Raw genomic sequence first — 25,448 nt, forward strand, 5'->3', positions numbered from 1 at the left:
GGGACGACCGGGAGGGGGGCGGCCGTGAGCGACGAGCCCACTCCCCGGCGCCCCCTCGACGAGGAGCAGGGCGGCGAGCACCTCGACGCCGACACCGCGGCGGACCTCGCCGCCGGGCTGCTCGAGCCCGAGCAGGAGCGGCGCTGGCAGGCGCACGTCTCTGGCTGCGCGGCCTGCCAGGACCTGCTCGCGCGGCTCGCCGCCGTCTCCGCGGCCCTCGCCGGCTGGGCGGCGGAGCCGCTCCCCGCGGACGTCGCCGCGCGCGTCGACGCCGCGCTCGACGAGGTCGACCCGGTGCCCGCCCCGCGGGTGGTCCACCTGGCTCCCGTCCGCCGGCAGCCCCCGCGCGGGCTGGGCCCGCTGCTCGCGCTCGCCGCCTCCCTGGTCCTCGTCGTGGGCGGGCTGTCGTGGGCCGTGCGCAGCGGCGGCTCGTCGTCGAGGTCCGACTCCGGCTCCTCGGCCGCCGGCGCGGCCACGGGGGCCCTCGCGAGCGCGGCTCCCGCGGGTGGCGGGGCCGGCGGCGGCTCGTCGACCGCCGCCGGGGCGTCCGCCGCGTCCTCGGTGGCGTCCTCCGCGGGTGCCGACGCTGCAGCGCCGGTCGCCCCAGCCGCCTCGGGAGCGGCCCGCTCGTCCGCGGGGCGCCAGTCGGCGTCCGGCACGGCGTACCCCTCGGAGGCGGCGGCGCTCGCGCGCACGGCGCGCCACCTGCTCGACCGCAGCGAGGAGAGCTCGGGCCCGTCCCCCAGCGGCGGCGGCAGCGACGACGCCTCCTGCCTGCCCGCGCTCGGCCGCCCGGCGCCGGAGCTGGTCGACCGGGGCACGTACGCCGGGCGTCCCGCGCTGCTCGTCGTCCAGCGGCTCGGCGACGGCCGGCTGCGCCTCTCGGTGCTGGCCGCGGACTGCGGCGCGGCCCCCCGGCTGCTGCTGCGCCGCGTGGTGCCGTAGGGAATGCCCGCCCCCTAGCATCGGTTCTCCGGGGTGCGCCGGACGACACCGGCGCCGGACTTGCCGTGGAGGACCTGCAGGTGGACGACGTGCGCGACGTGATCATCATCGGGTCGGGCCCGGCCGGCTACACGGCGGCCGTCTACGCCGCCCGCGCCGGGCTGCGGCCGCTCGTGCTCGAGGGGTCGGTGACCCAGGGCGGCGCGCTGATGAACACCACCGAGGTCGAGAACTTCCCCGGGTGGCCCGAGGGGATCATGGGCCCCGACCTCATGGACAAGCTGCGCGCCCAGGCGGAGCGCTTCGGCGCCGAGCTGCTGACCGACGACGCGACGGAGGTCGAGCTGACCGGTGCCGTCAAGAGCGTCACCGACGGCGACGGCACCGTGCACCGCGCGAAGGCCGTCATCCTGGCCACCGGCTCCGGCTACCGCGAGCTCGGGCTGCCCGACGAGAAGCGGCTCTCCGGCCGCGGCGTCTCCTGGTGCGCGACCTGCGACGGCTTCTTCTTCAAGGAGCAGGACATCGTCGTGGTCGGCGGCGGGGACTCCGCGATCGAGGAGGCGACCTTCCTCACCCGGTTCGCCCGCAGCGTGACCCTGGTGCACCGCCGCGACAGCCTGCGCGCGAGCAAGATCATGCAGGAGCGCGCCTTCTCCAACCCGAAGATCCGCTTCGCCTGGCACTCGGAGGTCAGCGCCGTCCTCGGCGACGACAAGGTGACCGGGGTGCGGCTGCGCGACGTGCGCGACGGCAGCGAGAGCGAGCTCCCCGTGACCGGCGTCTTCGTCGCGATCGGCCACCTCCCGCGCAGCGAGCTGCTGCACGGCCAGGTCCACCTCGACGAGAGCGGCTACGTCCTCGTCGAGGGCCGTTCGACGCACACCAACCTGCCCGGCGTCTTCGCCTGCGGCGACCTCGTGGACCACACCTACCGCCAGGCCGTGACGGCTGCGGGCAGCGGGTGCGCAGCGGCGCTCGACGCCGAGCGCTACCTCACCTCGCTGGAGGACGCCGTGCTCACCGGCGACGCCGTCCAGGCCGCCGTCGTCTGACCGCTCCACCCCGCAGACCCCTCTGACCCCCGTCCCGGGCGCACGCCCGGGGCACCATCCCCTTGGGAGGAACGCTCATGAGCAAGTCCGTCACCGACGCGACCTTCGCGTCCGAGGTGCTCGCCAGCGACAAGCCGGTCCTGGTGGACTTCTGGGCCGAGTGGTGCGGCCCGTGCCGCCAGGTCGCGCCCATCCTCGAGGAGATCGCCTCGGAGCACGGCGACAAGCTCGAGGTCGTCAAGCTCAACATCGACGAGAACCCCGCGACCGCCGCGCAGTACGGCGTGGTCTCGATCCCGACGATGAACGTCTACCGCGGCGGCGAGGTCGTCAAGACGATCGTCGGCGCCAAGCCGAAGCGCGCCCTGCTCAAGGACCTCGAGGGTGTCATCTAGCTCACCCCCGAGCAGCGCGCGAGGGCCGTCCCGGGTGACCGGGGCGGCCCTCGTCGTCTGCGGCGCGGGACGCGAGGAGCGGGGCTGCGCGCGGGTTACGATCGTCCGTCCCGCCGCCTTCCCAGTCCCTCCCGCCCAGTCCCTCCCGCCCAGTCTGAGGAGCCCCTCCGTGGCCGAGTCCGCGCCCGAGCTGCTGCGCCGTGGGTCCACCGGGCCGGCGGTGGCCGAGGTGCGCCACAAGCTCGCGCTGCTCGGCCTGCTGGCTCCCGCTCCCGCGGCCGACAGCGTCGACGACCTCGCGTCGGCGGTCTTCGACGACGAGGTCGACCGGGCGGTGCGCAGCTTCCAGCAGCAGCGCGGCATGACCGGTGACGGCATCGTCGGCCCGCAGACCTACCGCGCGCTCGACGAGGCCCGCTGGCGGCTGGGGGAGCGCATCCTCCGCTTCGCGCCCGGGCACCCGCTGACCGGCGACGACGTGCTCGAGCTGCAGCGCCGGCTCACCGACATGGGCTTCGCGTGCGGGCGCGTCGACGGCATCCTCGGGCAGGAGACGGAGTCCGGGCTGCGCGAGTTCCAGCGCAACGTCGGTCTCGCCCCCGACGGGATGTGCGGGCCGCAGACGCTGAAGGCGCTCGAGCGGTTGCGCCGCACCGTCGTGGGTGGCCGCTCCGACGCGCTGCGCGAGGAGGTGCACATCGCCCGCCGCGGCCCGCGCCTCGCCGGGAAGGTCGTCGTCATCGACCCCGGCCACGGCGGGCGGGACACGGGCGTCAGCGCGTGGGGCCTGACCGAGGCCCAGGTCGTCGAGGACCTGGCCTCCCGCGTCGAGGGCCGCCTCGTGGCGACCGGGGTGCAGGCCTACCTCACCCGCCGCCCCGGCATGGAGCTCGACGACCGCGACCGCGCCGACTGGGCCAACGGCCTCCAGGCCGACCTGCTCGTCTCGCTCCACGTCGACGGCTCCGCGAGCCCGGGCGCCGAGGGCGTCGCGACCTACTTCTACGGCAGCGGGCTCGGCTCCTCCGGCGTCGGCGAGCGCTTCGCGAGCCTCGTGCAGCGCGAGATCGTGGCGCGTACGGACCTGCTCGACTGCCGCGTGCACGCGAAGACCTGGGACCTGCTGCGCTGGACCCGCATGCCGGCGGTGCGCATCGAGGTCGGCTACCTCACCTCGCCGCACGACGCCGCGCGCCTCGGCGACGCGGCGTTCCGCGATGCGGTGGCGGAGGCCGTCGTCGTCTCCATCCAGCGGCTCTACCTCGCCGCCGACGAGGACGCCGTGACGGGCGCCCTGCGCCTGGACGCGCTCGCCCTGCGCTGAGCCCCTAGGGCCAGGCGGGCCGGGGCACCAGGTCCTGGCCGCCCATCGACCCGAGCAGCCGCTCGAGCGCGCCCTCCACGTCGTCACGCCAGGAGACGACGTTGCGCATCTCGAGCCGGAGCCGCGGGTAGCGCAGGTGCGGCCGCACGGTCTTGAAGCCCACCGCCAGCAGGAAGTCCGCGGGGATGAGGCAGCCCGGCTCGAGCCCGCGGCTGCGCGGCGGCCGCTCCGCACGCGCGTCGCCGAAGGCCTCCACCGCCCGCACGCCCCGCCGTTGCAGGTCCTTGACGACGCCCTGGACGATGACGCGCCCGAGGCCGGCCCCCTCGAACTCCGGCAGCACGGACAGCGCGGCGAGCAGCACGGCGTCGTCGGACACCGGCGAGGTGGGGAACGCGCCGGCGCGCCCGAGGAGGGCGGGCGGCGCGTACAGCGCGTAGCCCACGGCGACCCCGTCGACGTAGAGGACCTTCCCGCAGGATCCCCACTCCAGCAGGGTCGCGGACACCCACGACTCCTTGCGCTGGGCGCTGCTCCCGTCCTCGCCGGCCCGGCGCCCGGCCAGCGGGTCGAGCTCCCAGAACACGCACTCGCGACAGGCCGGTGGCAGGTCGTCGAGGTTGTCCAGGGTGATGCTCAGCAGCCGTCGGGACACGCGCGCTCCGGGAGGTGGGGGGAGGCCTTCCGCTCCGCACGGTAGTCCGCCGCGGCACGGTCCGCCACGACCAGCCGGAGGGCCGTCAGCCCGTCGCCGCGTCGCCCGGCTCGAGCAGCCCGAGGATGCGCTCGAGGTCGTCGATGCTGGCGAACTCCATGACGATCTTGCCCTTCCGGCGCCCGAGGTCGACCTTCACCCGCGTCTCGAAGCGGTCGGAGAGGCGCTCGGAGATCTCGGAGAGGCGCGGCGAGGTGGGGACGGGCACCCGCGCGCGGCGCGCGCCCTGCTCCGGCTCCGCCGAGCGCGCCTCGACGGCGACGATCTCCTCGACGGCGCGCACGGAGAGCCCCTCGGCGACGATGCGCTGGGCGAGCCGCTCCTGCTCCGCGGGGTCGGGGAGGCCGAGCAGCGCGCGGGCGTGTCCGGCGCTGAGCACGCCGGCCGCGAGCCGGCGCTGCACGAGCGCCGGCAGCTTGAGCAGGCGCAGCGTGTTGCTGATCTGCGGGCGCGACCGGCCCAGCCGCTGGGAGAGCTCCTCGTGGGTGCAGGCGAAGTCCTGGAGGAGCTGGTCGTACGCCGCCGCCTCCTCGAGCGGGTTGAGCTGGCTGCGGTGCAGGTTCTCGAGCAGCGCGTCGCGGAGCAGGTCCTCGTCGGCCGTCGTGCGCACGATCGCCGGGATGCTGGTGAGCCCCGCGCGCTGCGACGCGCGCCAGCGCCGCTCCCCCATGACCAGCTCGTACGCCTCCGGCCCCGTCCGCCGGACGACCACCGGCTGGAGCAGGCCGACCGTGCGGATGGAGACCGCGAGCTCCTCGAGGGCGTCCTCGTCGAAGACCTGCCGCGGCTGGCGCGGGTTGACGGCGATGCGCTCGACCGGCACCTCGGTGAAGTACGCCGGTGACCCCGCCGCCCCGTCGTCAGGAGCCGCGGTGGCGGGCGGGAGCGCCTCGACCGGGGCGTCCGACGCCGCCGTGGAGGTCGTGGGCGTGCCTGCAGGCGCGGTGTCCGCAGGCGCGGTGTCCCCAGCCGTGGTGTCCCCAGGCGCGGAGTCCCCAGCCGTGGTGTCCTCCGCCCGGCTGCCCTCACCCGCGACCGGTGGTGCCACCTGCTCGACGGCCGTGGCCTCCACCTGCCCCTGCTGGGGTGCCGTACCCGACGAGCCCTGCTCGGGCTGGCTCTGCCGTGCGTCCTGCTCGTGGGCCTGCCGAGCGGCCGCCGAGGGGATCAGGGCCCCCAGCCCCCGGCCGAGTCCGCGGGGTCGGTCGCTCATCGGGCTGCCTCCTGCGTCGTCGCCGTCTGCCGCACGAGTTCGCGGGCCGCCTCCCGGTACGCCAGCGCCCCGCTGGACGAGGGGTCGTACGTCACGACCGTCTGGCCGTAGCTCGGGGCCTCCGAGACGCGGACCGAGCGCGGGATCACCGTCCGGAGCACGCGCTCCGAGAAGTGCGCCCGCACGTCCTCGGCGACCTGCTGCGCCAGCCGGGTCCGCCCGTCGTACATCGTGAGCAGGATCGTGCTGACGTGCAGCCGTTCGTTGAGGTTCTGCTGGACGAGCTCGACGAGCTGGAGGAGCTGCTGCAGCCCCTCCAGCGCGTAGTACTCGCACTGGATGGGGATGAGCACCTCGCTGGCCGCCGTCATCGCGTTGACCGTGAGCAGGCCGAGGCTCGGTGGGCAGTCGATGAGGACCACGTCGTAGCCCTCGGCCGAACTGGCGAGGTAGGTCTCGAGCGCCTTGCGCAGCCGGAACTCCCGCGCGACGAGCGGCACGAGCTCGATCTCGGCACCAGCGAGGTCGATCGTCGCCGGAGCGCAGTCGAGGCCGGGCAGGTCGGGGCACGCGACCACGGCCTTGCCCAGCGGCAGCCCCTCGATGAGGACCTGGTAGACGTCCTCCACGCCCCGGTGGTGCTCGATGCCGAGGGCGGTGGACGCGTTGCCCTGCGGGTCGAGGTCGAGGACGAGCACGCGCTTGCCCTCGGACACCAGGGCAGCGGCGAGGTTCACGGTCGAGGTGGTCTTCCCGACCCCGCCCTTCTGGTTCGCCACCGTCAGCACGCGCGGCACCCGGGGCGACGTTCCACGTGGAACACCGTGCGCTGGGACGATCGGTGACGGCTGCTCAAGGGCAGTGGGAGCGTCGAGCGGAGCATCGGCCTCGGCCTGACTCCCGTGCACCTGCGGCCACCCCAGCCCGCGCGGCGCGGCAGCGCTGTCCGGCCACCCCACGCCCGTCACCGCTTCCTCCTCGTCCCGTACCGCGCTTCGATGACCGTCGTGGGGGACTCAGGCTCCCCGCACGTCACCACCTGCCAGCTGGTGAAGCCTAGGTGACGCAGACCCTTCGCCGAGCTGCGCAGCTCCTCCGCGGCAGAGGCTCCCTTGACGGCGAGCATGCGGCCCTCGTCGCGCAGCAGCGGTCCGCACCAGCCGGCGAGCTTGCCCAGCGGCGCCACCGCGCGGGAGGTCACGACGTCCCCCTGCACCTTCGCCTCCTCGGCTCGAGCGCGGAGCACCTGCACGCGGTCGCCCAGACCGAGGTCGGCGACGACCTCCTCGAGGAACGTCGCCCGGCGCAGCAGCGGCTCGAGGAGCACGACCTGCACGGTGGGCAGGGCGAGGGCGACCGGGATGCCGGGTAGTCCTGCACCAGACCCGACGTCGAGGACCCGCTCACCGTCGACCAGCAGCTCGGCGAGGTTGGCGCAGTTGAGGACGTGACGGTCCCAGAGGCGCTCCCGCTCACGCGGACCGATCAGGCCGCGCTCGACTCCGGCCCCGTCGAGCCAGGCGACGTAGCGCTCCGCAAGCGGATAGCGCTCGCCGAACACGGCTTCCGCACGTGTTCCACGTGGAACAGCGGACTCCACTACGGGAGGACGACCACGCGCCGCGCCGGCTCGACGCCCTCGGACTCCGAGCGGAGCCCCGCCTCCGCCACGGCGTCGTGGACGATCTTGCGCTCGAACGCGGACATCGGGGAGAGGACGACGCGCTCGCCGCTGGACTTGGCCCGCTCGGCGGCGTCGCGGCCGACCTCGGTCAGCTCGGTGCGCCGGCGCGCACGGTAGCCGCCGACGTCGAGCATGAGGCGGCTGCGCTCGCCGGTGCTCGTCTGCACGGCGAGCCGCGTCAGCTCCTGGAGCGCCTCGAGCACCTTGCCGCCCGGGCCCACGAGGTCATCGAGGTCCTCGCCCACGACGGCGACCGACGCCCTGTCGCCCTCGACGTCCAGGTCGATGTCCCCGTCGAGGTCGGCGATGTCGAGGAGGCCCTCGAGGTAGTCGGCCGCCGCGTCGCCCTCCTGCTCGAGGCGCTGCACCAGGGGGGGCCGTCCGCTCGTGCCCGCGGGTGCCTCGGGTGCGCCCTCCTCGACGTCGCTCTGCTCGGCGGCCGCGCTGCTGGTCTCGGTCATGCTGCTCTCCGGGAGTACGGGGTGGTCGAGTCAGGCGGAGTTCGGGGGCCGCTCAGCGCGGGCGCTTGGTCTTCCGCTTGGGCTGCTGGCGCTGGCGCGGGGGCTGCTTCACCAGCGCGTCCCCGGTGGGGTCGACCGCGGGCGTCGGCGCAGGGGCGGGCGTGCCGTGGGCCGCGGCCTTGCGGGCGCGCCGCTCCTCGAGGGCGATCGCCGCGGGAGAACCGGGCGTCGGGTTGAACGTGATGACGTAGAACTGCTGGCCCATCGACCACAGGTTGGTGGTGAGCCAGTAGATGAGCACGCCGATGGGGAAGTTCACGCCCGAGACCGCGAAGACCAGCGGGAACACGTAGAGCAGCAGCTTCTGCTGCTGGGCGAACTGGCTGTTGCCGGCGCTGGGCGGCATGTTCTTCGTCATGACCTGGCGCTGGGTCGTGAACGACGTCAGCGACATCAGGACGATGAGGATGATCGTGACGGCCTTCGCGGCGCCCGAGTCCGTGCGCAGGAAGGTGTCGGAGATGTGCGCTCCGAAGAGCGCCGCGTCGTTGGCCGGCTGCATGAGGTCGTGCGGGAAGCCGGGCGGGGCCTTGTGGTTGTGCGCGACCCCGTTGAGCACGCGGAACAACGAGAAGAAGATCGGCGCCTGGAGCAGGATCGGCATGCAGCTCGCGAACGGGTTGGTGCCCGTGCGCTTGTAGAGCTCCATGAGCTCCTTGCTCTGCCGCTCCCGGTCGTTCTTGTACTTCTCCTGGATCTTCTTGATCTCGGGCTGGAGAAGCTGCAGCCCGCGCTGCGCCTTGATCTGCCGGATGAAGAGCGGCGTGATGATCACGCGGATGACGACCACGAGCCCGACGATGGACAGCGCCCACGTGATGCCGCCGTCCTTGGGGAGCCCGATGCCGGTCAGCAGCGTGTGCCAGGCGACCAGGATCTTCGAGACGACGTACTCGAGCGGCGCGAGGATCTGGCCCACGTCTGGGGTCTCCTAGGCGGGTCGGCGGGACTCTGCAACGGACTCTGCGGGCTCTGCGACGTGCTCTGCACCGGACCCGGCGCTGGGTCGGGGGCTGCGCTGCGCGCTCCGGGGAGGTGGGACGGGGTCGTACCCACCCGGGGTGAACGGGTGGCACCGGAGCAGTCGCCAGGCAGCGTACGCCGTGCCGCGCAGGGCGCCGTGCACGGCGATCGCCTCCCCAGCGTACGAGGAGCACGAGGGGTGGTAGCGGCACCTCGGCGGGCTCATCGGCGAGATCCAGCGGGAGTAGCCGCGCAGCAGCGCCAGCAGCAGCCGGCTCACGGGACCCCCGCTCCGCGCGGGACCGAGGCGCGGCGCAGGGCCGCTCCGGCAGCTGCGTCGAGCTGCGCGCCGAGCTCGTCCCACCCCGCGCCAGCAGCGGGCGGCAGGGCGCGGACCACGAGGCTGGCGCCCGGCGGCCAACCGGGCAGGCGCTGGCGCGAGAGCTCCCGCAGCCGGCGCCTGACGAGGTTGCGGACGACCGCGCCGCCGACCGCCTTGGGGACGGCGAAGCCCACGCGCACCGGTGGGAGCGGGGACGGGGCGTCCGCCGGCTCCGCCGGCAGGAGACGGGCGTGCACGACGAGCGCCGGCGCAGCACCCCGGCCGCGCCCGGGCCCGCGCCGCATCACGTCGCTGAAGTCGGACGGGCGGCGCAGCCGGGCGTCCGGCGGCAGCACGGGCAGGGGCCCGTCGTCAGGCGGAGAGCTCCTGGCGGCCCTTGCGGCGGCGGTTGGAGAGGATGGCGCGGCCGGCGCGGGTGGCCATGCGGACGCGGAACCCGTGGGTCTTGCTGCGGCGCCGGTTGTTCGGCTGGAAGGTGCGCTTGCTCACGGGGGTGCTCCTGCTGCGTCGGTCGTTCCAGGGGAGAGCGGGGCCGACTGGCTGCCGACCCGGTGGCACTGGGCACACGCGGGCACGACTGACCGGACGAGCTGCTCGACCGGCCAACGGTACGCGGCGCCGGCTCCCCGGGTCAAACGCGCGGGTGGCCCGGCGGGGGTCTCCGCGGGGCCGGTCACCGCGGGTGTCCACAGGCGTCGTCCACAGGTGTGGGGAAGCGGCCGGAGCCTCCGACGAGGGTCTTCACCCGAACGGGTCCCGGCGCCCGCCGGACCGGCTAGTCTCTCCCGGTCCGCCCCGGACCCCCGGCCGCGACACGCCGAGGACCCGCTCCGGACACCAGCCGCACCACCCCGCACAGGGCCGAGACCCGCTGTTGCCCCGGCGCCGTCGCCGTTGTTAGCGTCGACGCCTCGCAGCGCGCTGCTCCGTCGTCCCCAGCCTGTGGACGTGGATGTGGAGAAGAGCGACTCCGCCCGCGCGACGGGATGACGGGAAGGAGCCCGGTGGCCGAGCAGACGGCTGACCTCGCCACCGTGTGGGCCCGGGCCCTCGACGACCTGGACGTCACCGACGGCGTCGTCCCGCCCCGGACCCGGCCCTTCCTCCGGCTCACCCGGCCGCTGGCCCTCTACGACGACACCGCGCTCGTCGCCGCGCCCAACGACTTCGTCCGCACCCAGCTCGAGACCGACCTGCGCCCGCTGGTGACCGAGAGCCTCTCGCGCGCGCTCGGCCGGGACATCCGCCTGGTCGTCACCCTCGACGAGGCGGAGCCGGGGGATGCCGCCCGCGAGGCGGCCCGGCTCGACGGCGACGCCGGGGAGCCGGTCGTCGCGGGGACGAGCGGCGCTGCCCCCGTGCCGGACGCGCTCGCGGACCCGCCGCCCGCTGTCCTGCCGCGCCGCACGGGCACCGGGCGCGAGGACGTCGCGCGCCCCGAGCCGACACGGCTCAACCCGCGCTACCTGTTCGAGACGTTCGTCATCGGCGCGAGCAACCGCTTCGCCCACGCGGCCGCGGTCGCCGTCGCGGAGGCGCCGGCCAAGGCGTACAACCCGCTGTTCGTCTACGGCGGGTCCGGGCTCGGCAAGACGCACCTTCTCCACGCGATCGGCCACTACGCGCAGAGCCTCTACCCCGGGGTCCGCGTGCGCTACGTGAGCTCCGAGGAGTTCACCAACGACTTCATCAACTCGATCCGCGACGGGCGCAGCGAGACCTTCCGCAAGCGCTACCGCGACATCGACGTGCTGCTCGTGGACGACATCCAGTTCCTGGAGAACAAGGAGGGGACCCAGGAGGAGTTCTTCCACACGTTCAACACGCTGCACAACCAGAACAAGCAGATCGTGCTGAGCTCCGACCGTCCCCCGCAGCAGCTGGTCACGCTGGAGGACCGGCTCCGCAACCGGTTCCAGTGGGGGCTCACCACCGACGTGCAGCCGCCCGACCTCGAGACGCGCATCGCGATCCTGCGCAAGAAGGCCGCGCAGGACGGGCTGGACGCCCCGCCCGAGGTGCTGGAGTACATCGCCAGCCGCATCTCCACGAACATCCGCGAGCTCGAGGGCGCACTGATCCGGGTGACGGCGTTCGCGTCGCTCAACAGGCAGGGCGTCGACCTGGGGCTCGCCGAGATCGTCCTGAAGGACCTCATCCCCGACGACACCGGTCCCGAGATCACCGCCTCGACGATCATGGGGCAGACCGCGTCGTACTTCGGCATCAGCATCGACGACCTGTGCGGCTCGTCGCGCTCGCGCGGGCTCGTCCAGGCCCGGCAGATCGCGATGTACCTCTGCCGCGAGCTCACCGACCTCTCGCTGCCGAAGATCGGCCAGCAGTTCGGCGGCCGGGACCACACCACGGTCATGCACGCGGACCGCAAGATCCGCACTCAGCTCCCGGAGAAGCGCGCGCTGTACAACCAGGTCACCGAGCTGACCAACCGCATCAAGAGCACCGCCCGCAAGGGCTGAGTGCAAGAGCCCGGAAGGGCTGAGCGCCGAGCCCGCGAGGGCTGGCCCCCCACCCCGGCACTCCCCCCGGAGCCCCGCCCGCCACCGGCGCGCGGGGCTCTCGTCGTCCCTCCCGGCGTTCTGCACACCTGGGGACAACCGTGTGGAGAACGGTGGACGACATGGGTACGCGGCTGGGGACGGAGCAGGTCACCGGTGGACGGAGCGCGCTCGTCCCCAGCGGAGCTGCCCGACGCACCGCACCGGCCACAGCGGCGGACACATCTCGCACGCGTGGAACTACACGGGTGTGCTCCTCGCCCCGTACGCGGCACGACCTGGGGCGACCGCCGGGGCGCGCGAGGGCGTGCCGCCGCCGCCCCGCGTCCGTCCACAGCGTGCACAGCCCCTATGAGCACTGGCACAGGGAGATGTCGAGGGATGACGAGGGACAGGGGGGAGCGGCCCTGGATGTGGATCGTCGGGCGGGGGCGGTAGCGTCGCCCTGCACATCGGCGGGTGCCGCCCCGGACTTGAGCGTTCCCGGGACCAGCTCCTCCGAAGCGCCGCGAGGGCGGAGCGTCCGAAGCGCCACGAGGAAGGGCTTGCGTCGTGAGATTCCGGGTCGAGCGGGACGTCCTGGCCGAAGCCGTCGCCTGGGCAGCGCGCAGCCTGCCCACGCGGCCGCCGGTGCCGGTCCTCGCCGGCCTGCTCGTGGAGGCCGGGCCCGACGGCCTCGCGCTCTCCGGCTTCGACTACGAGGTCTCCGCCCGCGTCACCATCGACGCCGACGTGCCCGAGCCCGGCAGGGCGCTCGTGAGCGGCCGCCTGCTCGCCGACATCTGCCGCAGCCTCCCGCCGCGCACCGTCGAGGTCGTGAGCGAGGGCAGCAAGGTCGTCGTCACGTGCGGGAGCAGCCGCTTCTCGCTGCTGACGCTGCCCGTCGAGGAGTACCCCGCGCTCCCGCAGATGCCCTCGGCGTCCGGCTCGCTGCCGGCGGAGGTGTTCGCGGCGGCCGTCTCGCAGGTGTCCGTCGCCGCCGGCCGTGACGACACGCTGCCCGTGCTGACCGGCGTGCGGGTGGAGATCGAGGGCGAGCGCATCACGCTCGCCGCCACCGACCGCTACCGCCTGGCCGTGCGCGAGCTCACCTGGAAGCCCGAGCAGGCGGGTCTCTCGGCGGTCGCGCTGGTGCCCGCCCGCACCCTCGCCGACAGCGCGCGCTCCCTCTCGTCGGGCGACGACGTGCTGGTGGCGCTCGCCTCGCCGGACGGCAGCGAGAACCTCGTCGGCTTCGAGGGCGGGACGCGGCGCGTGACGACCCGGCTGCTCGACGGGGAGTTCCCGAAGTACCAGGCGCTGCTGCCGGCCGAGTCGGCGAGCGTCGCGGTGGTCGAGACCGGCGCCCTCGTCGACGCGGTGAAGCGCGTCGCGCTGGTCGCCGAGCGCAACACCCCGGTCCGGCTCTCGTTCACCGACGGTGCCGTGACCCTCGAGGCCGGCAGCGGCGACGACGCGCAGGCTTCGGAGACCCTCGAGGCGCAGCTCGAGGGCGACGAGATCGCCATCGCCTTCAACCCCGGCTACCTGCTCGACGGGCTCGGGGCGCTCGACGCCGCGTACGCCCAGCTCTCGTTCACCACGCCCACGAAGCCGGCCGTCCTCAGCGGCCGCGCGACCGCCGACGCGGAGCCCAGCCGGGAGTACCGCTACCTGCTCATGCCGGTCCGCCTCTCGGGCGTCTGACCCAGGGGGGTCCGGGGCAGACCAGCCTGCGGGACCCCCGACCAGCACGCCCCGCGGACCACCACGCCACGACTCGGAGGACAGCATGGAGATCGGGATCATCGGCCTCGGCAAGATGGGCGGCAACATGGCCGAGCGGCTGCGCCGCGCGGGCCACACCGTCGTCGGCTTCGACCGCAGCCCCCAGTCCAGCCGCGACGTGGACAGCCTCGAGTCGCTCGTCGGCCGGCTGTCGGCGCCGCGCGTGGTGTGGGTGATGGTCCCCGCGGGCGACCCGACGCGAGCGACGGTCCAGGAGCTCGGCGGGCTGCTCTCCCCCGGCGACGTCATCATCGACGGCGGCAACTCGCGCTACACCGACGACCTCGTCCACGCCGAGGAGCTCCGCGCCAAGCAGATCGGCTACGTCGATGCCGGCGTCTCGGGCGGCGTGTGGGGCCTGGAGAACGGCTACGCGCTCATGGTCGGCGGCAGCACCGAGGACGTCGCGAAGGCGCAGCCCGTCTTCGACGCGCTCAAGCCCGAGGGCGAGGCGGGCTTCGTCCACGCCGGCCCCGTCGGTGCCGGCCACTTCGCCAAGATGGTCCACAACGGCATCGAGTACGGCCTCATGCAGGCCTACGCCGAGGGCTACGAGCTGCTCGCCGCGACCGACGTCGTGACCGACGTGCCCGGCGTGCTCGCCAGCTGGACCCAGGGCACGGTCATCCGCTCGTGGCTGCTCGACCTGCTCGTGCGCGCGCTCGAGGAGGACCCCGACCTCGCCGAGATCACCGGCTACGTCGACGACTCCGGCGAGGGCCGCTGGACCGTCGAGGAGGCGATCAACCACCGCGTGCCGATGCCGGCGATCTCGGCCGCGCTCTACGCCCGCTTCGCCTCCCGCCAGGACGACAGCCCCGCGATGAAGGCGGTCGCCGCGCTGCGCAACCAGTTCGGCGGCCACGCCGTCCGCTCCGTCGCGAAGGGCGAGGCCGAGGCTCCGGCCTGACGCCTCCTCCTCCCCCGCCGTGCACGTCGCGCACCTCTCGCTGAGCGACTTCCGCTCGTACGCCTCCGCGGAGGTGGCGCTGGAGCCGGGCGTCACCGCGCTGGTGGGGAGCAACGGGCAGGGGAAGACCAACCTGGTCGAGGCGGTGGGCTACCTCGCGACCCTGGACTCGCACCGGGTCGCGGGGGACGCCCCCCTCGTCCGGCTCGGCGCCGAGCGTGCCGTCGTGCGCGCCAGCGTCGTGCGCGACGGGCGGCCGACGCTGCTCGAGGTCGAGATCAACCCGGGGCGCGCCAACCGCGCCCGGGTCAACCGCGGACCCGTCCCGCGCGCCCGCGAGGTGCTCGGGCTGCTGCGCAGCGTGCTGTTCGCGCCCGAGGACCTCGCGCTGGTGAAGGGCGACCCGGGCGAGCGGCGCCGCTTCCTCGACGAGCTGCTCGTCGCCCGCGCGCCGCGGTTGGCGGGAGTGCGCGCCGACTACGACCGGGTGCTCAAGCAGCGCAGTGCCCTGCTCAAGTCCGCCGGTGCGGCCCGCCGCAGCGGCCGGGGCACCGGGCAGTACGACCTCAGCACGCTCGACGTGTGGGACGCGCACCTCGCCCGGGCGGGCGCGGAGCTCGTCGCCGCCCGGCTCGCGCTGGTCGCGGCGCTGCGCCCGCTCGTCGACGCGGCGTACGACGACGTCTCCTCGGGCGGCGGCCCGGTGGGCGCGGAGTACCGCAGCACCCTCGAGCCCGCGGCGCCCGACGGCCTGCCCGGCGACCGGCTCGAGCTCGAGCAGGTCATGCTCCGCGGGCTGGCCGACGCCCGCCGCCAGGAGCTCGAGCGCGGGGTGTGCCTCGTCGGGCCGCACCGCGACGAGCTCGCGCTCTCCCTGGGGGCGGCCCCGGCGAAGGGGTACGCGAGCCACGGGGAGTCGTGGTCGCTGGCGCTCGCGCTGCGGCTGGCGTCGTACGACCTGCTGCGCGCCGACGGCGGGGAGCCGGTCCTCGTGCTCGACGACGTCTTCGCCGAGCTGGACTCCAGCCGCCGGCGCCGCCTGGCCGAGCGGGTGGCGGGAGCCGAGCAGGTCCTCGTCACGGCCGCGGTGGAGGAGGACGTGCCGCCGGTGCTCGCCGGGGCGCGCTTCGCCGTCACGCGGGGCGAGGTCCGCCGTCTGGGGCCGGACTCGTGAGCGGCGAGGAGCCCGAGGACGCCCCGCCGGCGCCGCGACCGGGCGTGGAGGTCGCGCGCCAGGCGCTCGCCGCGGCGCGGGCCGCCGCGCGGCGCAGCGGGGCGCGGCCGGTCCGCGACGTCCCGGGCGCCGTCGGTGGCGGGGCCGCCGGTGCCGGCGACGTCCTCCCCCGGCGCCGGCGCACCGGCCCGAGCGAGGAGCTGCGCAGCGGGGCGCGCCCCGACGACCGGGACCCCCAGCCGCTCGCCGGCACCGTGGACCGCCTCGTCGCCGAGCGCGGCTGGGAGCTGGACAAGGCCGTCGGCGCGATGCTCGGGCGGTGGGCCGAGCTGGTCGGCCCCGAGGTCGCGGCGCACGCGGCCCCCGAGTCCTTCGAGGACGGGGTGCTCGTGGTGCGTGCCTCGTCCACGGCCTGGGCGGTGCAGCTGCGCGAGCTCGCCCCCGCCCTGCGCCAGCGGATCGACGCGGAGGTCGGGCGCGGCACCTGCCGCACGGTCACCGTGCTGGGACCGGCGCCGCCGTCGTGGCGCCGCGGGCCGCTCTCGGTCCGCGGCCGCGGCCCGCGCGACACGTACGGCTGACCGGCGTCGCCGCGTCCGGTGCCACGGAGGGGCGGTCACCGGCTCTGCGCGCCCCTGCCCGCCGCGACCCCCTGGCGCGTACGGGTCCCCGACGGGCGGGGGTCGAGCGCCGGAGACGGCCCTGCGGGCCTCGTTCCGGGCGCGTGGCCCCCGGGACCGCGTCACGGACGGGTAGACTGATGCGGTTGCGCGGGTCCGCCCGCGCCACCGCACGTCCCACGCGAGCCGCGCAACCCCGCCGGCCGCAGGCGCGAAGGGTGCACGTGACCGAGACGCAGGCAGCCGTGGACCACGAGCAGGCCCTCGCCGCTCCCGACCCCTCCACCGCACAGCCCGGCGCGGCGGCCCCGCGCACCTACGACGGCAGCGCCATCCAGGTCCTCGAGGGCCTCGATGCCGTGCGCAAGCGCCCTGGCATGTACATCGGCTCCACCGGCGAGCGGGGCCTGCACCACCTCGTCTACGAGGTCGTCGACAACTCGGTGGACGAGGCGCTCGCGGGCTACTGCGACCACATCGACGTGACGATCCTCGCCGACGGCGGCGTGCGGGTCGTGGACAACGGCCGCGGCATCCCCGTCGACATCGTGCCGAGCGAGGGCAAGCCGGCCGTCACGGTCGTGCTCACGGTCCTGCACGCCGGCGGCAAGTTCGGCGGCGGCGGCTACTCCGTCTCCGGCGGCCTGCACGGCGTCGGCGTCTCGGTCGTCAACGCGCTCTCGACCCGCGTCGAGGTCGAGGTGCACCGCGACGGCCGGGTCCACCGCCAGGAGTTCCACCGCGGCGTGCCCGTCGCCGACCTCGCCGAGGGCGAGGCCACGGACCGCACGGGGACCACCGTGACGTTCTGGGCCGACCCGGAGATCTTCGAGACGACGGACTACACCTTCGAGACGCTGTCCAGCCGCTTCCGCGAGATGGCGTTCCTCAACAAGGGGCTGACCATCTCGCTGCGCGACGAGCGCGTGCTCGACCTCCCGGTCGAGGAGGTCGCCGAGGAGCGCACCGTCTCCTACCGCTTCGACGGGGGCATCTCCGACTTCGTCAAGCACCTCAACGCCAAGAAGGGCGAGGCGCACCCCAACATCATCGCCTTCGAGTCGGAGGACAAGGCGCGCGCGCTCTCCCTCGAGGTCGCGATGCAGTGGAACACCACCTTCACCGAGTCGGTCTACACCTTCGCCAACACCATCAACACCCACGAGGGCGGCACCCACGAGGAGGGCTTCCGCGCCGCGCTGACCTACACGGTCAACAAGTTCGCGGAGGACTGGGGGATGGTGAAGAAGAAGGAGGACCGGCTCTCCGGCGACGACATCCGCGAGGGCCTCACCGCCATCGTCTCCATCAAGCTGGGCGAGCCGCAGTTCGAGGGCCAGACGAAGACCAAGCTCGGCAACACCGAGGCGAAGTCCTTCACCCAGCAGGTCGCCAACCTCCGCCTCGGCGAGTGGTTCGAGCGCAACCCGCAGGAGGGCAAGGAGATCGTCCGCAAGGCGATCGCCGCCGCCACCGCGCGCGTCGCGGCCCGCAAGGCCCGCGACCTGGCCCGCAACCGCAAGGGGCTGCTCGAGTCCGGCGGCCTGCCGGGCAAGCTCGCCGACTGCCAGTGGACCGACCCCGACAAGTGCGAGCTCTACATCGTCGAGGGCGACTCGGCCGGCGGCTCGGCCAAGGGCGGGCGCGACAGCCGCTTCCAGGCGATCCTCCCGATCCGCGGCAAGATCCTCAACGTCGAGAAGGCGCGCATCGACCGGATCCTGCAGAACAACGAGGTCCAGGCGCTCATCAGCGCGGCGGGCACCGGGATCCACGACGACTTCGACATCTCGAAGCTGCGCTACTCCAAGATCATCCTCATGGCCGACGCCGACGTCGACGGCCAGCACATCCGCACCCTGCTCCTGACGTTCTTCTTCCGCTTCATGCGCCCGCTGATCGAGAGCGGCAACGTCTACCTCGCCCAGCCGCCGCTCTACAAGCTCAAGTGGGCGGGGCGCGAGCCGGTGCAGTACGCGTACTCCGACCGGGAGCGCGACGGCCTCGTGCGCCTCGGGCAGGAGGCGGGCAAGCGGCTGCCCAAGGAGGACGGCATCCAGCGGTTCAAGGGCCTCGGCGAGATGCCGGCCAACGAGCTCTGGGAGACGACGATGGACCCGGAGCGCCGCGTGCTGCTCCAGGTGACCCTCGAGGACGCCGCCGCCGCGGACGACCTGTTCAGCGTGCTCATGGGCGAGGACGTCGAGCAGCGGCGCTCGTTCATCCAGCGCAACGCCAAGGACGTCCGCTTCCTCGACATCTAGCGGCCCGCCGGCCCCTGCCGGCGCCCGCGCCGGCCCCAGCGCTCCCTGACGACCCCCGCCCGGAAGGCACTCCGTGACCGAGACACCGACGACCCCGCCGCCGCCCGGCGGCCGCGTCGAGGCGCGCGACCTGCAGGTCGAGATGCAGCAGAGCTACCTCGACTACGCGATGAGCGTCATCGTGAGCCGCGCGCTGCCGGACGTGCGCGACGGGCTCAAGCCGGTGCACCGCCGGGTGCTCTACGCGATGTTCGACGGCGGCTACCGCCCCGACCGCGGCTACTCGAAGTGCTCGCGCGTCGTCGGCGACGTCATGGGCCAGTACCACCCGCACGGCGACTCGGCGATCTACGACACCCTCGTGCGCCTCGCGCAGTCCTGGTCGCTGCGCTACCCGCTCGTCGACGGCAACGGCAACTTCGGCTCGCCGGGCAACGACCCGGCCGCGGCCATGCGCTACACCGAGTGCCGCCTCGCCCCGCTGGCCATGCACATGATGGCCGACATCGACGAGGACACCGTCGACTTCAGCCCCAACTACGACGGTCGGGCCCAGGAGCCCGACGTCCTGCCCAGCCGCTTCCCCAACCTGCTCGTCAACGGCAGCGCCGGCATCGCGGTCGGCATGGCCACCAACATCCCGCCGCACAACCTGCGCGAGGTCGCCGACGGCGTGCAGTGGGCGCTGGCGCACCCGGAGGCGAGCAGCGAGGAGCTGCTGGAGGCGCTGCTCGAGCGGGTCAAGGGGCCGGACTTCCCCACGCGCGGGCTCATCGTCGGGCGGCGGGGGATCGAGGACGCGTACCGCACCGGGCGCGGGTCGATCACCATGCGCGCGGTCGTCAACGTCGAGGAGATCAACGGGCGCACCTGCCTCGTCGTCACCGAGCTGCCCTACCAGGTCAACCCGGACAACCTCGCGACGAAGATCGCCGAGCTCGTCAAGGACGCCAAGGTCGGCGGCATCGCCGACGTGCGCGACGAGGGCAACGAGCGCCTCGGCCAGCGCCTCGTCATCGTGCTCAAGCGCGACGCCGTGGCCAAGGTCGTGCTCAACAACCTCTACAAGCACACCCAGCTGCAGGACAACTTCAGCGCCAACATGCTGGCGCTCGTCGACGGCATCCCGAAGACCCTGCGCCTCGACGAGTTCGTGCGGCACTACGTCACGCACCAGATCGAGGTCATCGTCCGGCGCACGCGCTACCGGCTGGCGCAGGCCGAGCGCCGCGCGCACATCCTGCGCGGGCTGGTGAAGGCGCTCGACGCCCTCGACGAGGTCATCGCGCTCATCCGCCGCTCGCCCAACGTCGAGGACGCCCGCGCCGGGCTCATCGAGCTGCTCGAGGTCGACACCGAGCAGGCCGACGCGATCCTCAACATGCAGCTGCGCCGCCTCGCGGCCCTCGAGCGCCAGAAGATCATCGACGAGCTCGCCGAGATCGAGACCGAGATCGCCGAGCTGCAGGCCATCCTCGCCAGCGAGGAGCGCCAGCGCCAGATCGTCAGCGAGGAGCTCGCCGCGATCGTCGAGAAGTACGGCGACGAGCGGCGCACGCAGATCGTGGCCGCCGAGGGCGAGATGTCCATGGAGGACCTCATCGCCGAGGAGCCGGTGGTGGTGACCATCACCCGCGGCGGCTACGCCAAGCGCACGCAGGCCGCGCTCTACCGCTCCCAGCGCCGCGGCGGCAAGGGCGTGCGCGGCGCGCAGCTGCGCGAGGACGACATCGTCGAGCACTTCTTCGTCACGACGACGCACCACTGGATCCTGTTCTTCACGAACAAGGGCCGGGTCTACCGCGCCAAGGCGTACGAGCTGCCGGAGACCGCGCGCGACGCCCGCGGCCAGCACGTCGCGAACCTGCTCGCCTTCCAGCCCGACGAGCGGATCGCCCAGGTCCTCGACCTGCGCGACTACGAGGTCTCGCCGTACCTCGTGCTCGCGACGCGCACCGGCGTGGTGAAGAAGACCCGCCTGACCGAGTACGACTCGCCGCGCGCCGGCGGCGTCATCGCGATCAACCTGCGCGAGGACGACGAGCTGATCTCGGCGCAGCTCGCCGGGGCGGAGGACGACCTGCTCCTGGTCAGCCGCGGTGCCATGGCGGTGCGGTTCCGCAACGACGACGCGGCGCTCCGCCCGATGGGTCGTGCCACGAGCGGCGTCACCGGCATGCGCTTCCGGGAGGACGACGAGCTGCTCTCGATGAACGTCGTCCGCGACGGTGCCGAGGAGTTCCTCGTCACCGCCACCGACGGCGGCTTCGCGAAGCGCACGCCGGTCGACGAGTACCGCGTGCAGGGGCGCGGCGGCCTGGGCCTGCGCGCGCACCGGGTGACCGACGCCCGCGGCTCGCTCGTCGGGGCCGTGGTGGTCGGCGAGCGCGACGAGGTCTTCGCCATCACCAGCGGCGGGACCGTGATCCGCACCCGCGTCGCGGACCTGCGCCCGACCGGCCGCGACACGATGGGCGTCACGCTCGTCGTGCTCGGCTCCGGCGACTCGGTCCTCTCGGTCGCCCGCAACGCCGAGCCCGACGCCGACGACGAGGCCCTCGACGAGGCCGTCGAGCAGGTCGAGCACGAGGTCGAGGCCTCGGGCTCCGCGGCCCCGGACGCCGCGGCCGGTGCTGCTCCGGCGGGTGACGGCGACGGCTCGGCTGTGGACGACGCCGAGGAGCCCGCTACCGTGGACGTCGACCCGTCGACGCCTGCTGCCGACGCTGACCCGACCGAGGACGGTGATTCGTGAGCACGTCCGAGGCGCGACCCCTCTCCACGACGGCTCCCAAGCCCCCCCGCCCGGCGCCCGCCGGACGGGCTCCGAGCGCCCGGGCTCCCCGGCGCGCCCGGCTGGTGCTGAGCAGGGTCGACCCCTGGTCCGTGCTCAAGCTGTCCGCGCTGCTCTCGATCTGCCTCGGGATCGTGCTCGTCGTCGCCGTCGCCGTGCTGTGGAGCGTGCTCAACGGCATGGGCGTCTTCGACTCGGTGTCGAAGACGATCTCGGACGTCACCAAGGACGCGAGCGGCAGCAGCCAGAGCATCGACCAGTGGCTCTCGCTGTCCCGCGTGCTGACCGTGGCGGGCATCGTGGCCGCGGTCGACGCGGTGCTCATCACCGCCCTCGCGACGCTGACCGCGTTCATCTACAACGTGTCGGCCGCGGTCGTCGGCGGGCTGCACCTCACGCTCACCGAGGACTGAGGGCGGGACGGACCGCTCCTGCGGTCCGGTACCATCGTCGTGCGGCACGGGACCTCGCGTCCCGAGCCGCGCACGTGCGGGCCTATAGCTCAGTTGGTTAGAGCGCTTCCCTGATAAGGAAGAGGTCAGTGGTTCAAGTCCACTTAGGCCCACCGCCGGTGCCCCGCCGGCCCGCTCGCGGAGGAGGTGGCGCATGCGCCGTCTGGTGCTCTTCGGTGCGGCCGGAGCAGCGGGAGCGTTGACCGCCGCCGCTGCGACGGCGTGGAGACGGGCGCACGCGGGCAAGGCCGACGACGAGCTCTGGCGCTCGGTCACCGACCCCGTCTGACAGCCGGTCCGACGGCGCACCTCCCGCAGGTCACGGGGACGTAGCTCAATTGGCAGAGCACCGCCTTTGCAAGGCGGGGGTTAGGGGTTCGATTCCCCTCGTCTCCACAGCAGTGGTCCCGGCACCGGGATCCTCCAGGCGCTCCAGCACGCGCCGTACGCAGCACGAGAGCCCCGCGGACCAGGTCCGGCGGGGCTCTCGGCGCCCTGGGAGCCGGCACGCGCGGTGCCGGCGGGTGGCCTAGCTGCGGGTCGTCTCGCTGGCGGTGTCGCCGCCGGCCGGCTCGTCGCCGCCGCCGCTGGCCGCGTCCTCAGCCTCGTCGGCGGTCCCATCGGCCGTGTCGTCGGCAGTGGCCTCGTCGACCACCTCGAAGACGTCGCCGTGCGGCTTGGCCGGCTCGTCCTGCGGCTCGGCCGCGAGCGTGGTGCGGCCCTCGTTGGCGACCGGCTCGGCCGCCAGCAGCGGACCCGGCTCGGTGGCCGTGCTGGTGGCGGGCGTGCTGGTGGCGGGCGTCGCCGGGCCGCCCTCGGGCGCGGCGTGCTTCGGGGCGATGCCCGTGGACGGCGCGGGGGTGCTGGTGACGGACGGTGCGCCCGTGCCGGTGCCGACCTGCCAGGGGTCGCCCTGCTGGCTGCGCCGCCAGGCGAAGAAGCCGGCGCCGCCCGCCCCGACCACGGCGAGGAAGGTGAGGAACCGCCAGCGCCGGCGGCGCCGCGGGGGCGCGACGACGGCCTCGCCGCGCAGGGCGGCGAGCGCCGCGGAGCCGCGGGCGAGGGCCTCGTCGCGGATGGGCTCGCTCGCGACGAGGGCGCTCGTCACCGCGCCCCCGACGGCGGCAGCGACCTTGGGCGCGACCTCCTCGGCCTTCTCCGCGGCCCGCCCGGCGGTCTCCTGCACGGCGGGGAGGACGGTGTCCTGCACGGTCGCGGTGACGCTGCCGCGCGCGGCCTCCAGCTGCGGGCGGGCGGCGTCGACGGCCGTCCCCACGCGCTCGCGCGCCACGTCCACGGCCCGCTCGAGGGCGGACTCCACCAGCGGGACGGTCCGGTCGCGGGCGGACTCGACCAGCGGGACGGCGCGGTCGCGGGCGGACTCGACGAGCGGGACGGCCCGGTCGCGCGCCGAGCCCACGAGCGGCGCGGCGCGGTCGATCGCGGTCTCCACGAGCGGGCCCGTGCGCTCCCGCACCGTCGTCGTGCCCGCCTTCGCGGCCACGGCACCGCCGAGGGCGGCGGCTCCTCCGGCCTGAACGGCGCGGCGGGCTGCGGCGGACAGCCGCTCGGTGGTGGACGGCTCCACCACCACGGGCGGCCGGGAGAAGGGGCGCTTCACGGTCGTACCTCCAACAGCCGGGGACGGCGTACTGAAGATCACCTTCCCACCCCCGCGCCGGCCCAAGCATCGGGGTCGGCGCCGCCACCCGTGCTGCCGCCACCCCCGGGCCCGTGCCAGGATGGCGCGTCGAGCGACCGGGCCGGTCCCGGTCGCGCGCCCCACCCGACCCCACCCCACCGGAGGCGACCTCGTGGCCGAGGAGCTCTACGCCACCCTGCAGACCACCCAGGGCGACATCGTGGTCCGGCTGTTCCCGGACCACGCGCCCAAGACGGTCGCCAACTTCACCGAGCTCGCCACCGGCGAGCGCGAGTGGGTCGACCCGCGCAGCGGCGAGCGCACGACGCGCCCGCTCTACGACGGCACGGTGTTCCACCGCGTGATCTCCGGCTTCATGGTCCAGGGCGGCGACCCGCTCGGCACCGGGACCGGCGGCCCCGGCTACCGCTTCGCCGACGAGTTCCACCCCGACCTGCGCTTCGACCGGCCGTACCTCCTCGCCATGGCCAACGCCGGGCCCGGCACCAACGGCTCGCAGTTCTTCATCACGGTCGCCCCGACGCCGCACCTCAACCGCCGGCACACGATCTTCGGCGAGGTCGCCGACGAGGAGAGCCGCCGCGTCGTCGACGCGATCGCCACCACGCGCACCGGCGCGATGGACCGGCCGGTCGAGGACCAGACGATCCAGGCGGTGCGCATCGAGCGCCGCGAGGCCTGAGGCCCCGCTCGGGCGTCACGTAGGTTCGGGACCATGAGCACGCCGTACGGGTCCGGCCCGGTCGAGCCGGCCGGCCCGCCGGCGGGTCCTGCGCAGCCCGTGCAGCCGTCCGGCCCCGCGGACCCGGGCCAGCCGGTCGACCCGGCGGCCCCGCCCCCGACCTGCTACCGCCACCCGGACCGGGTGACCTACGTCAGGTGCACCCGGTGCGGGCGGCCGATCTGCCCCGAGGACATGATCCCGGCAGCGGTCGGCTTCCAGTGCCCGGACGACGTGCGCGCGGGGAACCGCGGCGTGCGCGTGGCCCGGACGGCGTTCGGCGGCCGAGCGGCGACCGGCGACCCGGCGGTCGTGACGAAGGTGCTGCTCGCGCTCAACGTCCTCGTCCTCGTGCTCGGGCACGCGAAGCCGTCGCTCGTAGACGATCTGCTCATGTACTCCGGCGTGGGCGGCGGGGTGCCGACCAACGGCGTCGCCACCGGCGAGTGGTACCGCCTGCTGACCGCGGCCTTCCTCCACCAGCAGCTGCTCCACCTGCTGCTCAACATGTACGCGCTGTGGCTGTTCGGCCCGCCGCTCGAAGCGGCGTTCGGCCGGCTGCGCTTCGCGGCGCTCTACCTCTCGGCGGCGCTGGCGGGCGGTGCGGCGTCGTACGCGTTCAGCCCCCTGTCCAGCGGCTCGCTCGGGGCCTCCGGCGCGGTCTTCGGCCTGTTCGCCGGCCACCTCGTCGTCAACCGGCGGCTCGGGCGGGAGAACGGCGGGCTGTGGGTGCTGCTCGCGGTCAACGTGGTCTTCGGCTTCACCGTCGCCGACATCGACTGGCGCGCGCACGCCGGCGGCTTCGTCGGCGGGCTGGTGGCGGCCGCGGCACTGGCGTACGCCCCCCGGCGCGGACGGCAAGCCGCCCAGGCGGCGGGCATCCTGCTCGTCGTCCTCGTGTCCCTGGCCCTGACCACGTGGCGTTCGGTCGACGCGCTCGACCGCGTGCAGGTGCGCGCCTCGGCCGCGGACGTCGTGCGCTGCGAGGTGCTGCACCCGGCGCACGCCGAGGCGTACTTCCTCTGCGTCGGCGCGGGCGAGTAGCCCGTCGTCCACAGCTGTGGACGACCCTGTGGGGAATGACAGGGGTGGGATTAGTCCACCAGCACTACCGGAGCACCACCCGGGCGGTCCGCGGCGCCCCTCGGCGGACTACCGCCAGCGCATCGAGAGCACGAACCCCACGAGGATGAGCCCGAACCCGACGAGCATGTTCCAGCCGCCGATGGCGCTGATCGGGTAGGACGTCTGGCTCACGTAGTAGACGACGATCCAGAGCAGCCCGACGATGAAGCACGCCAGCATCACCGGCACGAGCCAGCGCGGGTTGCCGACCTTGACCGCGGCCAGGCGCTCCTGCGGAGGGGTGTACGCGGCTCGGCGGCGCAGGCGGGACTTGGGCACGG

At 74.2% G+C, this 25,448-nt stretch carries 26 protein-coding genes and 2 tRNA genes; 17 read left to right on the top strand and 11 right to left on the bottom strand.

Annotated elements, in window-relative coordinates:
• Window positions 1-24 precede the first annotated feature (24 nt).
• From EV189_RS02245 to EV189_RS02260, 4 genes are all read left to right on the top strand, one after another.
• Window positions 25-945, top strand: coding sequence for a hypothetical protein (locus EV189_RS02245; RefSeq protein ID WP_130491314.1), 921 nt, complete (start codon window positions 25-27; stop codon window positions 943-945).
• A 74-nt stretch (window positions 946-1,019) separates the two neighbouring features.
• Entirely contained in the window at window positions 1,020-2,000 is a 981-nt protein-coding gene (gene trxB / locus EV189_RS02250; protein ID WP_407938105.1) for a thioredoxin-disulfide reductase, read from the top strand.
• Window positions 2,001-2,077: 77 nt separating this feature from the next.
• On the top strand, window positions 2,078-2,395 hold the full coding sequence (gene trxA / locus EV189_RS02255) for a thioredoxin (protein ID WP_130491316.1): 318 nt from the start codon (window positions 2,078-2,080) through the stop codon (window positions 2,393-2,395).
• A 169-nt stretch (window positions 2,396-2,564) separates the two neighbouring features.
• Window positions 2,565-3,719 (top strand): N-acetylmuramoyl-L-alanine amidase, encoded by a 1,155-nt coding sequence (locus tag EV189_RS02260; RefSeq protein ID WP_231115989.1) that lies wholly within the window; start codon window positions 2,565-2,567, stop codon window positions 3,717-3,719.
• Window positions 3,720-3,723: 4 nt separating this feature from the next.
• Here EV189_RS02260 and EV189_RS02265 read toward each other — a convergent pair whose 3' ends face one another.
• The 9 genes from EV189_RS02265 to rpmH all read right to left on the bottom strand — a co-directional run bounded on the left by EV189_RS02265 (window position 3,724) and on the right by rpmH (window position 9,647).
• A complete protein-coding gene (locus tag EV189_RS02265; RefSeq protein ID WP_130491317.1) occupies window positions 3,724-4,374 on the bottom strand; it encodes a GNAT family N-acetyltransferase in 651 nt (216 codons plus the stop codon).
• Between the two features lie 85 nt (window positions 4,375-4,459).
• The gene (locus tag EV189_RS02270) at window positions 4,460-5,647 is read right to left on the bottom strand and encodes a ParB/RepB/Spo0J family partition protein (RefSeq protein ID WP_130491318.1); all 1,188 of its coding nucleotides are present in this window, start codon (window positions 5,645-5,647) and stop codon (window positions 4,460-4,462) included.
• Entirely contained in the window at window positions 5,644-6,486 is an 843-nt protein-coding gene (locus EV189_RS02275) for a ParA family protein (protein WP_407938106.1), read from the bottom strand. The genes EV189_RS02270 and EV189_RS02275 overlap by 4 nt, the downstream gene beginning before the upstream one ends.
• A gap of 125 nt (window positions 6,487-6,611) precedes the next feature.
• The gene (gene rsmG, locus EV189_RS02280) at window positions 6,612-7,208 is read right to left on the bottom strand and encodes a 16S rRNA (guanine(527)-N(7))-methyltransferase RsmG (RefSeq protein ID WP_231115990.1); all 597 of its coding nucleotides are present in this window, start codon (window positions 7,206-7,208) and stop codon (window positions 6,612-6,614) included.
• Between the two features lie 38 nt (window positions 7,209-7,246).
• Window positions 7,247-7,792 (bottom strand): Jag family protein, encoded by a 546-nt coding sequence (locus EV189_RS02285; protein WP_130491321.1) that lies wholly within the window; start codon window positions 7,790-7,792, stop codon window positions 7,247-7,249.
• Between the two features lie 52 nt (window positions 7,793-7,844).
• Window positions 7,845-8,771, bottom strand: coding sequence for a membrane protein insertase YidC (yidC, locus tag EV189_RS02290; RefSeq protein ID WP_130491322.1), 927 nt, complete (start codon window positions 8,769-8,771; stop codon window positions 7,845-7,847).
• Window positions 8,772-8,783: 12 nt separating this feature from the next.
• The gene (gene yidD / locus EV189_RS02295; RefSeq protein WP_331250666.1) at window positions 8,784-9,179 is read right to left on the bottom strand and encodes a membrane protein insertion efficiency factor YidD; all 396 of its coding nucleotides are present in this window, start codon (window positions 9,177-9,179) and stop codon (window positions 8,784-8,786) included.
• Window positions 9,092-9,493: a ribonuclease P protein component gene (locus tag EV189_RS02300; RefSeq protein ID WP_130491324.1), complete on the bottom strand. Its 402-nt coding sequence runs from the start codon at window positions 9,491-9,493 to the stop codon at window positions 9,092-9,094. The genes yidD and EV189_RS02300 overlap by 88 nt, the downstream gene beginning before the upstream one ends.
• 16 nt (window positions 9,494-9,509) lie before the next feature.
• Window positions 9,510-9,647 (bottom strand): 50S ribosomal protein L34, encoded by a 138-nt coding sequence (gene rpmH, locus EV189_RS02305; protein WP_130491325.1) that lies wholly within the window; start codon window positions 9,645-9,647, stop codon window positions 9,510-9,512.
• Window positions 9,648-10,144: 497 nt separating this feature from the next.
• Here rpmH and dnaA point away from each other — a divergent pair, with 497 nt between their 5' ends.
• The 11 genes from dnaA (at window position 10,145) to EV189_RS02355 (ending at window position 22,054) form a co-directional block, all read left to right on the top strand.
• Complete coding sequence (gene dnaA / locus EV189_RS02310; protein ID WP_130491326.1) at window positions 10,145-11,638, top strand: chromosomal replication initiator protein DnaA; 1,494 nt, start codon at window positions 10,145-10,147, stop codon at window positions 11,636-11,638.
• Between the two features lie 591 nt (window positions 11,639-12,229).
• Entirely contained in the window at window positions 12,230-13,363 is a 1,134-nt protein-coding gene (gene dnaN, locus EV189_RS02315; protein ID WP_130491327.1) for a DNA polymerase III subunit beta, read from the top strand.
• 85 nt (window positions 13,364-13,448) lie between these two features.
• Complete coding sequence (gnd, locus tag EV189_RS02320; protein ID WP_130491328.1) at window positions 13,449-14,354, top strand: phosphogluconate dehydrogenase (NAD(+)-dependent, decarboxylating); 906 nt, start codon at window positions 13,449-13,451, stop codon at window positions 14,352-14,354.
• 19 nt (window positions 14,355-14,373) lie between these two features.
• Window positions 14,374-15,528 carry a DNA replication/repair protein RecF gene (recF, locus tag EV189_RS02325; protein ID WP_130491329.1) on the top strand — a complete coding sequence of 385 codons (1,155 nt, stop codon included), beginning with the start codon at window positions 14,374-14,376 and terminating at the stop codon, window positions 15,526-15,528.
• A complete protein-coding gene (locus tag EV189_RS02330) occupies window positions 15,525-16,109 on the top strand; it encodes a DUF721 domain-containing protein (RefSeq protein WP_130491330.1) in 585 nt (194 codons plus the stop codon). Before recF ends, EV189_RS02330 begins: the two co-directional genes overlap by 4 nt.
• Window positions 16,110-16,393: 284 nt before the next feature.
• Window positions 16,394-18,412, top strand: a complete 2,019-nt coding sequence (gyrB, locus tag EV189_RS02335; protein WP_407938107.1) for a DNA topoisomerase (ATP-hydrolyzing) subunit B — start codon at window positions 16,394-16,396, stop codon at window positions 18,410-18,412.
• Window positions 18,413-18,485: 73 nt separating this feature from the next.
• Window positions 18,486-21,167: a DNA gyrase subunit A gene (gyrA, locus tag EV189_RS02340; RefSeq protein ID WP_231115991.1), complete on the top strand. Its 2,682-nt coding sequence runs from the start codon at window positions 18,486-18,488 to the stop codon at window positions 21,165-21,167.
• On the top strand, window positions 21,164-21,619 hold the full coding sequence (locus EV189_RS02345) for a DUF3566 domain-containing protein (RefSeq protein WP_130491332.1): 456 nt from the start codon (window positions 21,164-21,166) through the stop codon (window positions 21,617-21,619). Before gyrA ends, EV189_RS02345 begins: the two co-directional genes overlap by 4 nt.
• Before the next feature lie 78 nt (window positions 21,620-21,697).
• Window positions 21,698-21,771 (top strand) — tRNA-Ile (locus EV189_RS02350).
• A gap of 41 nt (window positions 21,772-21,812) precedes the next feature.
• On the top strand, window positions 21,813-21,947 hold the full coding sequence (locus EV189_RS20545; RefSeq protein ID WP_231115992.1) for a DLW-39 family protein: 135 nt from the start codon (window positions 21,813-21,815) through the stop codon (window positions 21,945-21,947).
• A gap of 34 nt (window positions 21,948-21,981) precedes the next feature.
• Window positions 21,982-22,054 (top strand) — tRNA-Ala (locus tag EV189_RS02355).
• Window positions 22,055-22,187: 133 nt separating this feature from the next.
• On the opposite strand, the gene EV189_RS19975 is transcribed toward EV189_RS02355, so the two are convergent.
• Window positions 22,188-23,279, bottom strand: a complete 1,092-nt coding sequence (locus EV189_RS19975) for a DUF5324 family protein (RefSeq protein WP_165400085.1) — start codon at window positions 23,277-23,279, stop codon at window positions 22,188-22,190.
• Window positions 23,280-23,472: 193 nt separating this feature from the next.
• Between EV189_RS19975 and EV189_RS02365 the strand changes: the two genes are divergently transcribed.
• Both EV189_RS02365 and EV189_RS20905 read left to right on the top strand, forming a co-directional pair.
• Window positions 23,473-24,003 carry a peptidylprolyl isomerase gene (locus tag EV189_RS02365; RefSeq protein ID WP_130491333.1) on the top strand — a complete coding sequence of 177 codons (531 nt, stop codon included), beginning with the start codon at window positions 23,473-23,475 and terminating at the stop codon, window positions 24,001-24,003.
• Between the two features lie 33 nt (window positions 24,004-24,036).
• Window positions 24,037-25,086 (top strand): rhomboid family intramembrane serine protease, encoded by a 1,050-nt coding sequence (locus tag EV189_RS20905; RefSeq protein WP_130491334.1) that lies wholly within the window; start codon window positions 24,037-24,039, stop codon window positions 25,084-25,086.
• 108 nt (window positions 25,087-25,194) lie between these two features.
• Here the strand turns inward: EV189_RS20905 and crgA are convergent, their stop codons facing one another.
• Window positions 25,195-25,446 (bottom strand): cell division protein CrgA, encoded by a 252-nt coding sequence (crgA, locus tag EV189_RS02375; protein ID WP_130491335.1) that lies wholly within the window; start codon window positions 25,444-25,446, stop codon window positions 25,195-25,197.
• Between the last annotated feature and the right edge of the window lie 2 nt (window positions 25,447-25,448).

This window comes from Motilibacter rhizosphaerae (genome assembly GCF_004216915.1).
GTDB classification, from domain to species: Bacteria; Actinomycetota; Actinomycetes; order Motilibacterales; family Motilibacteraceae; genus Motilibacter; species Motilibacter rhizosphaerae.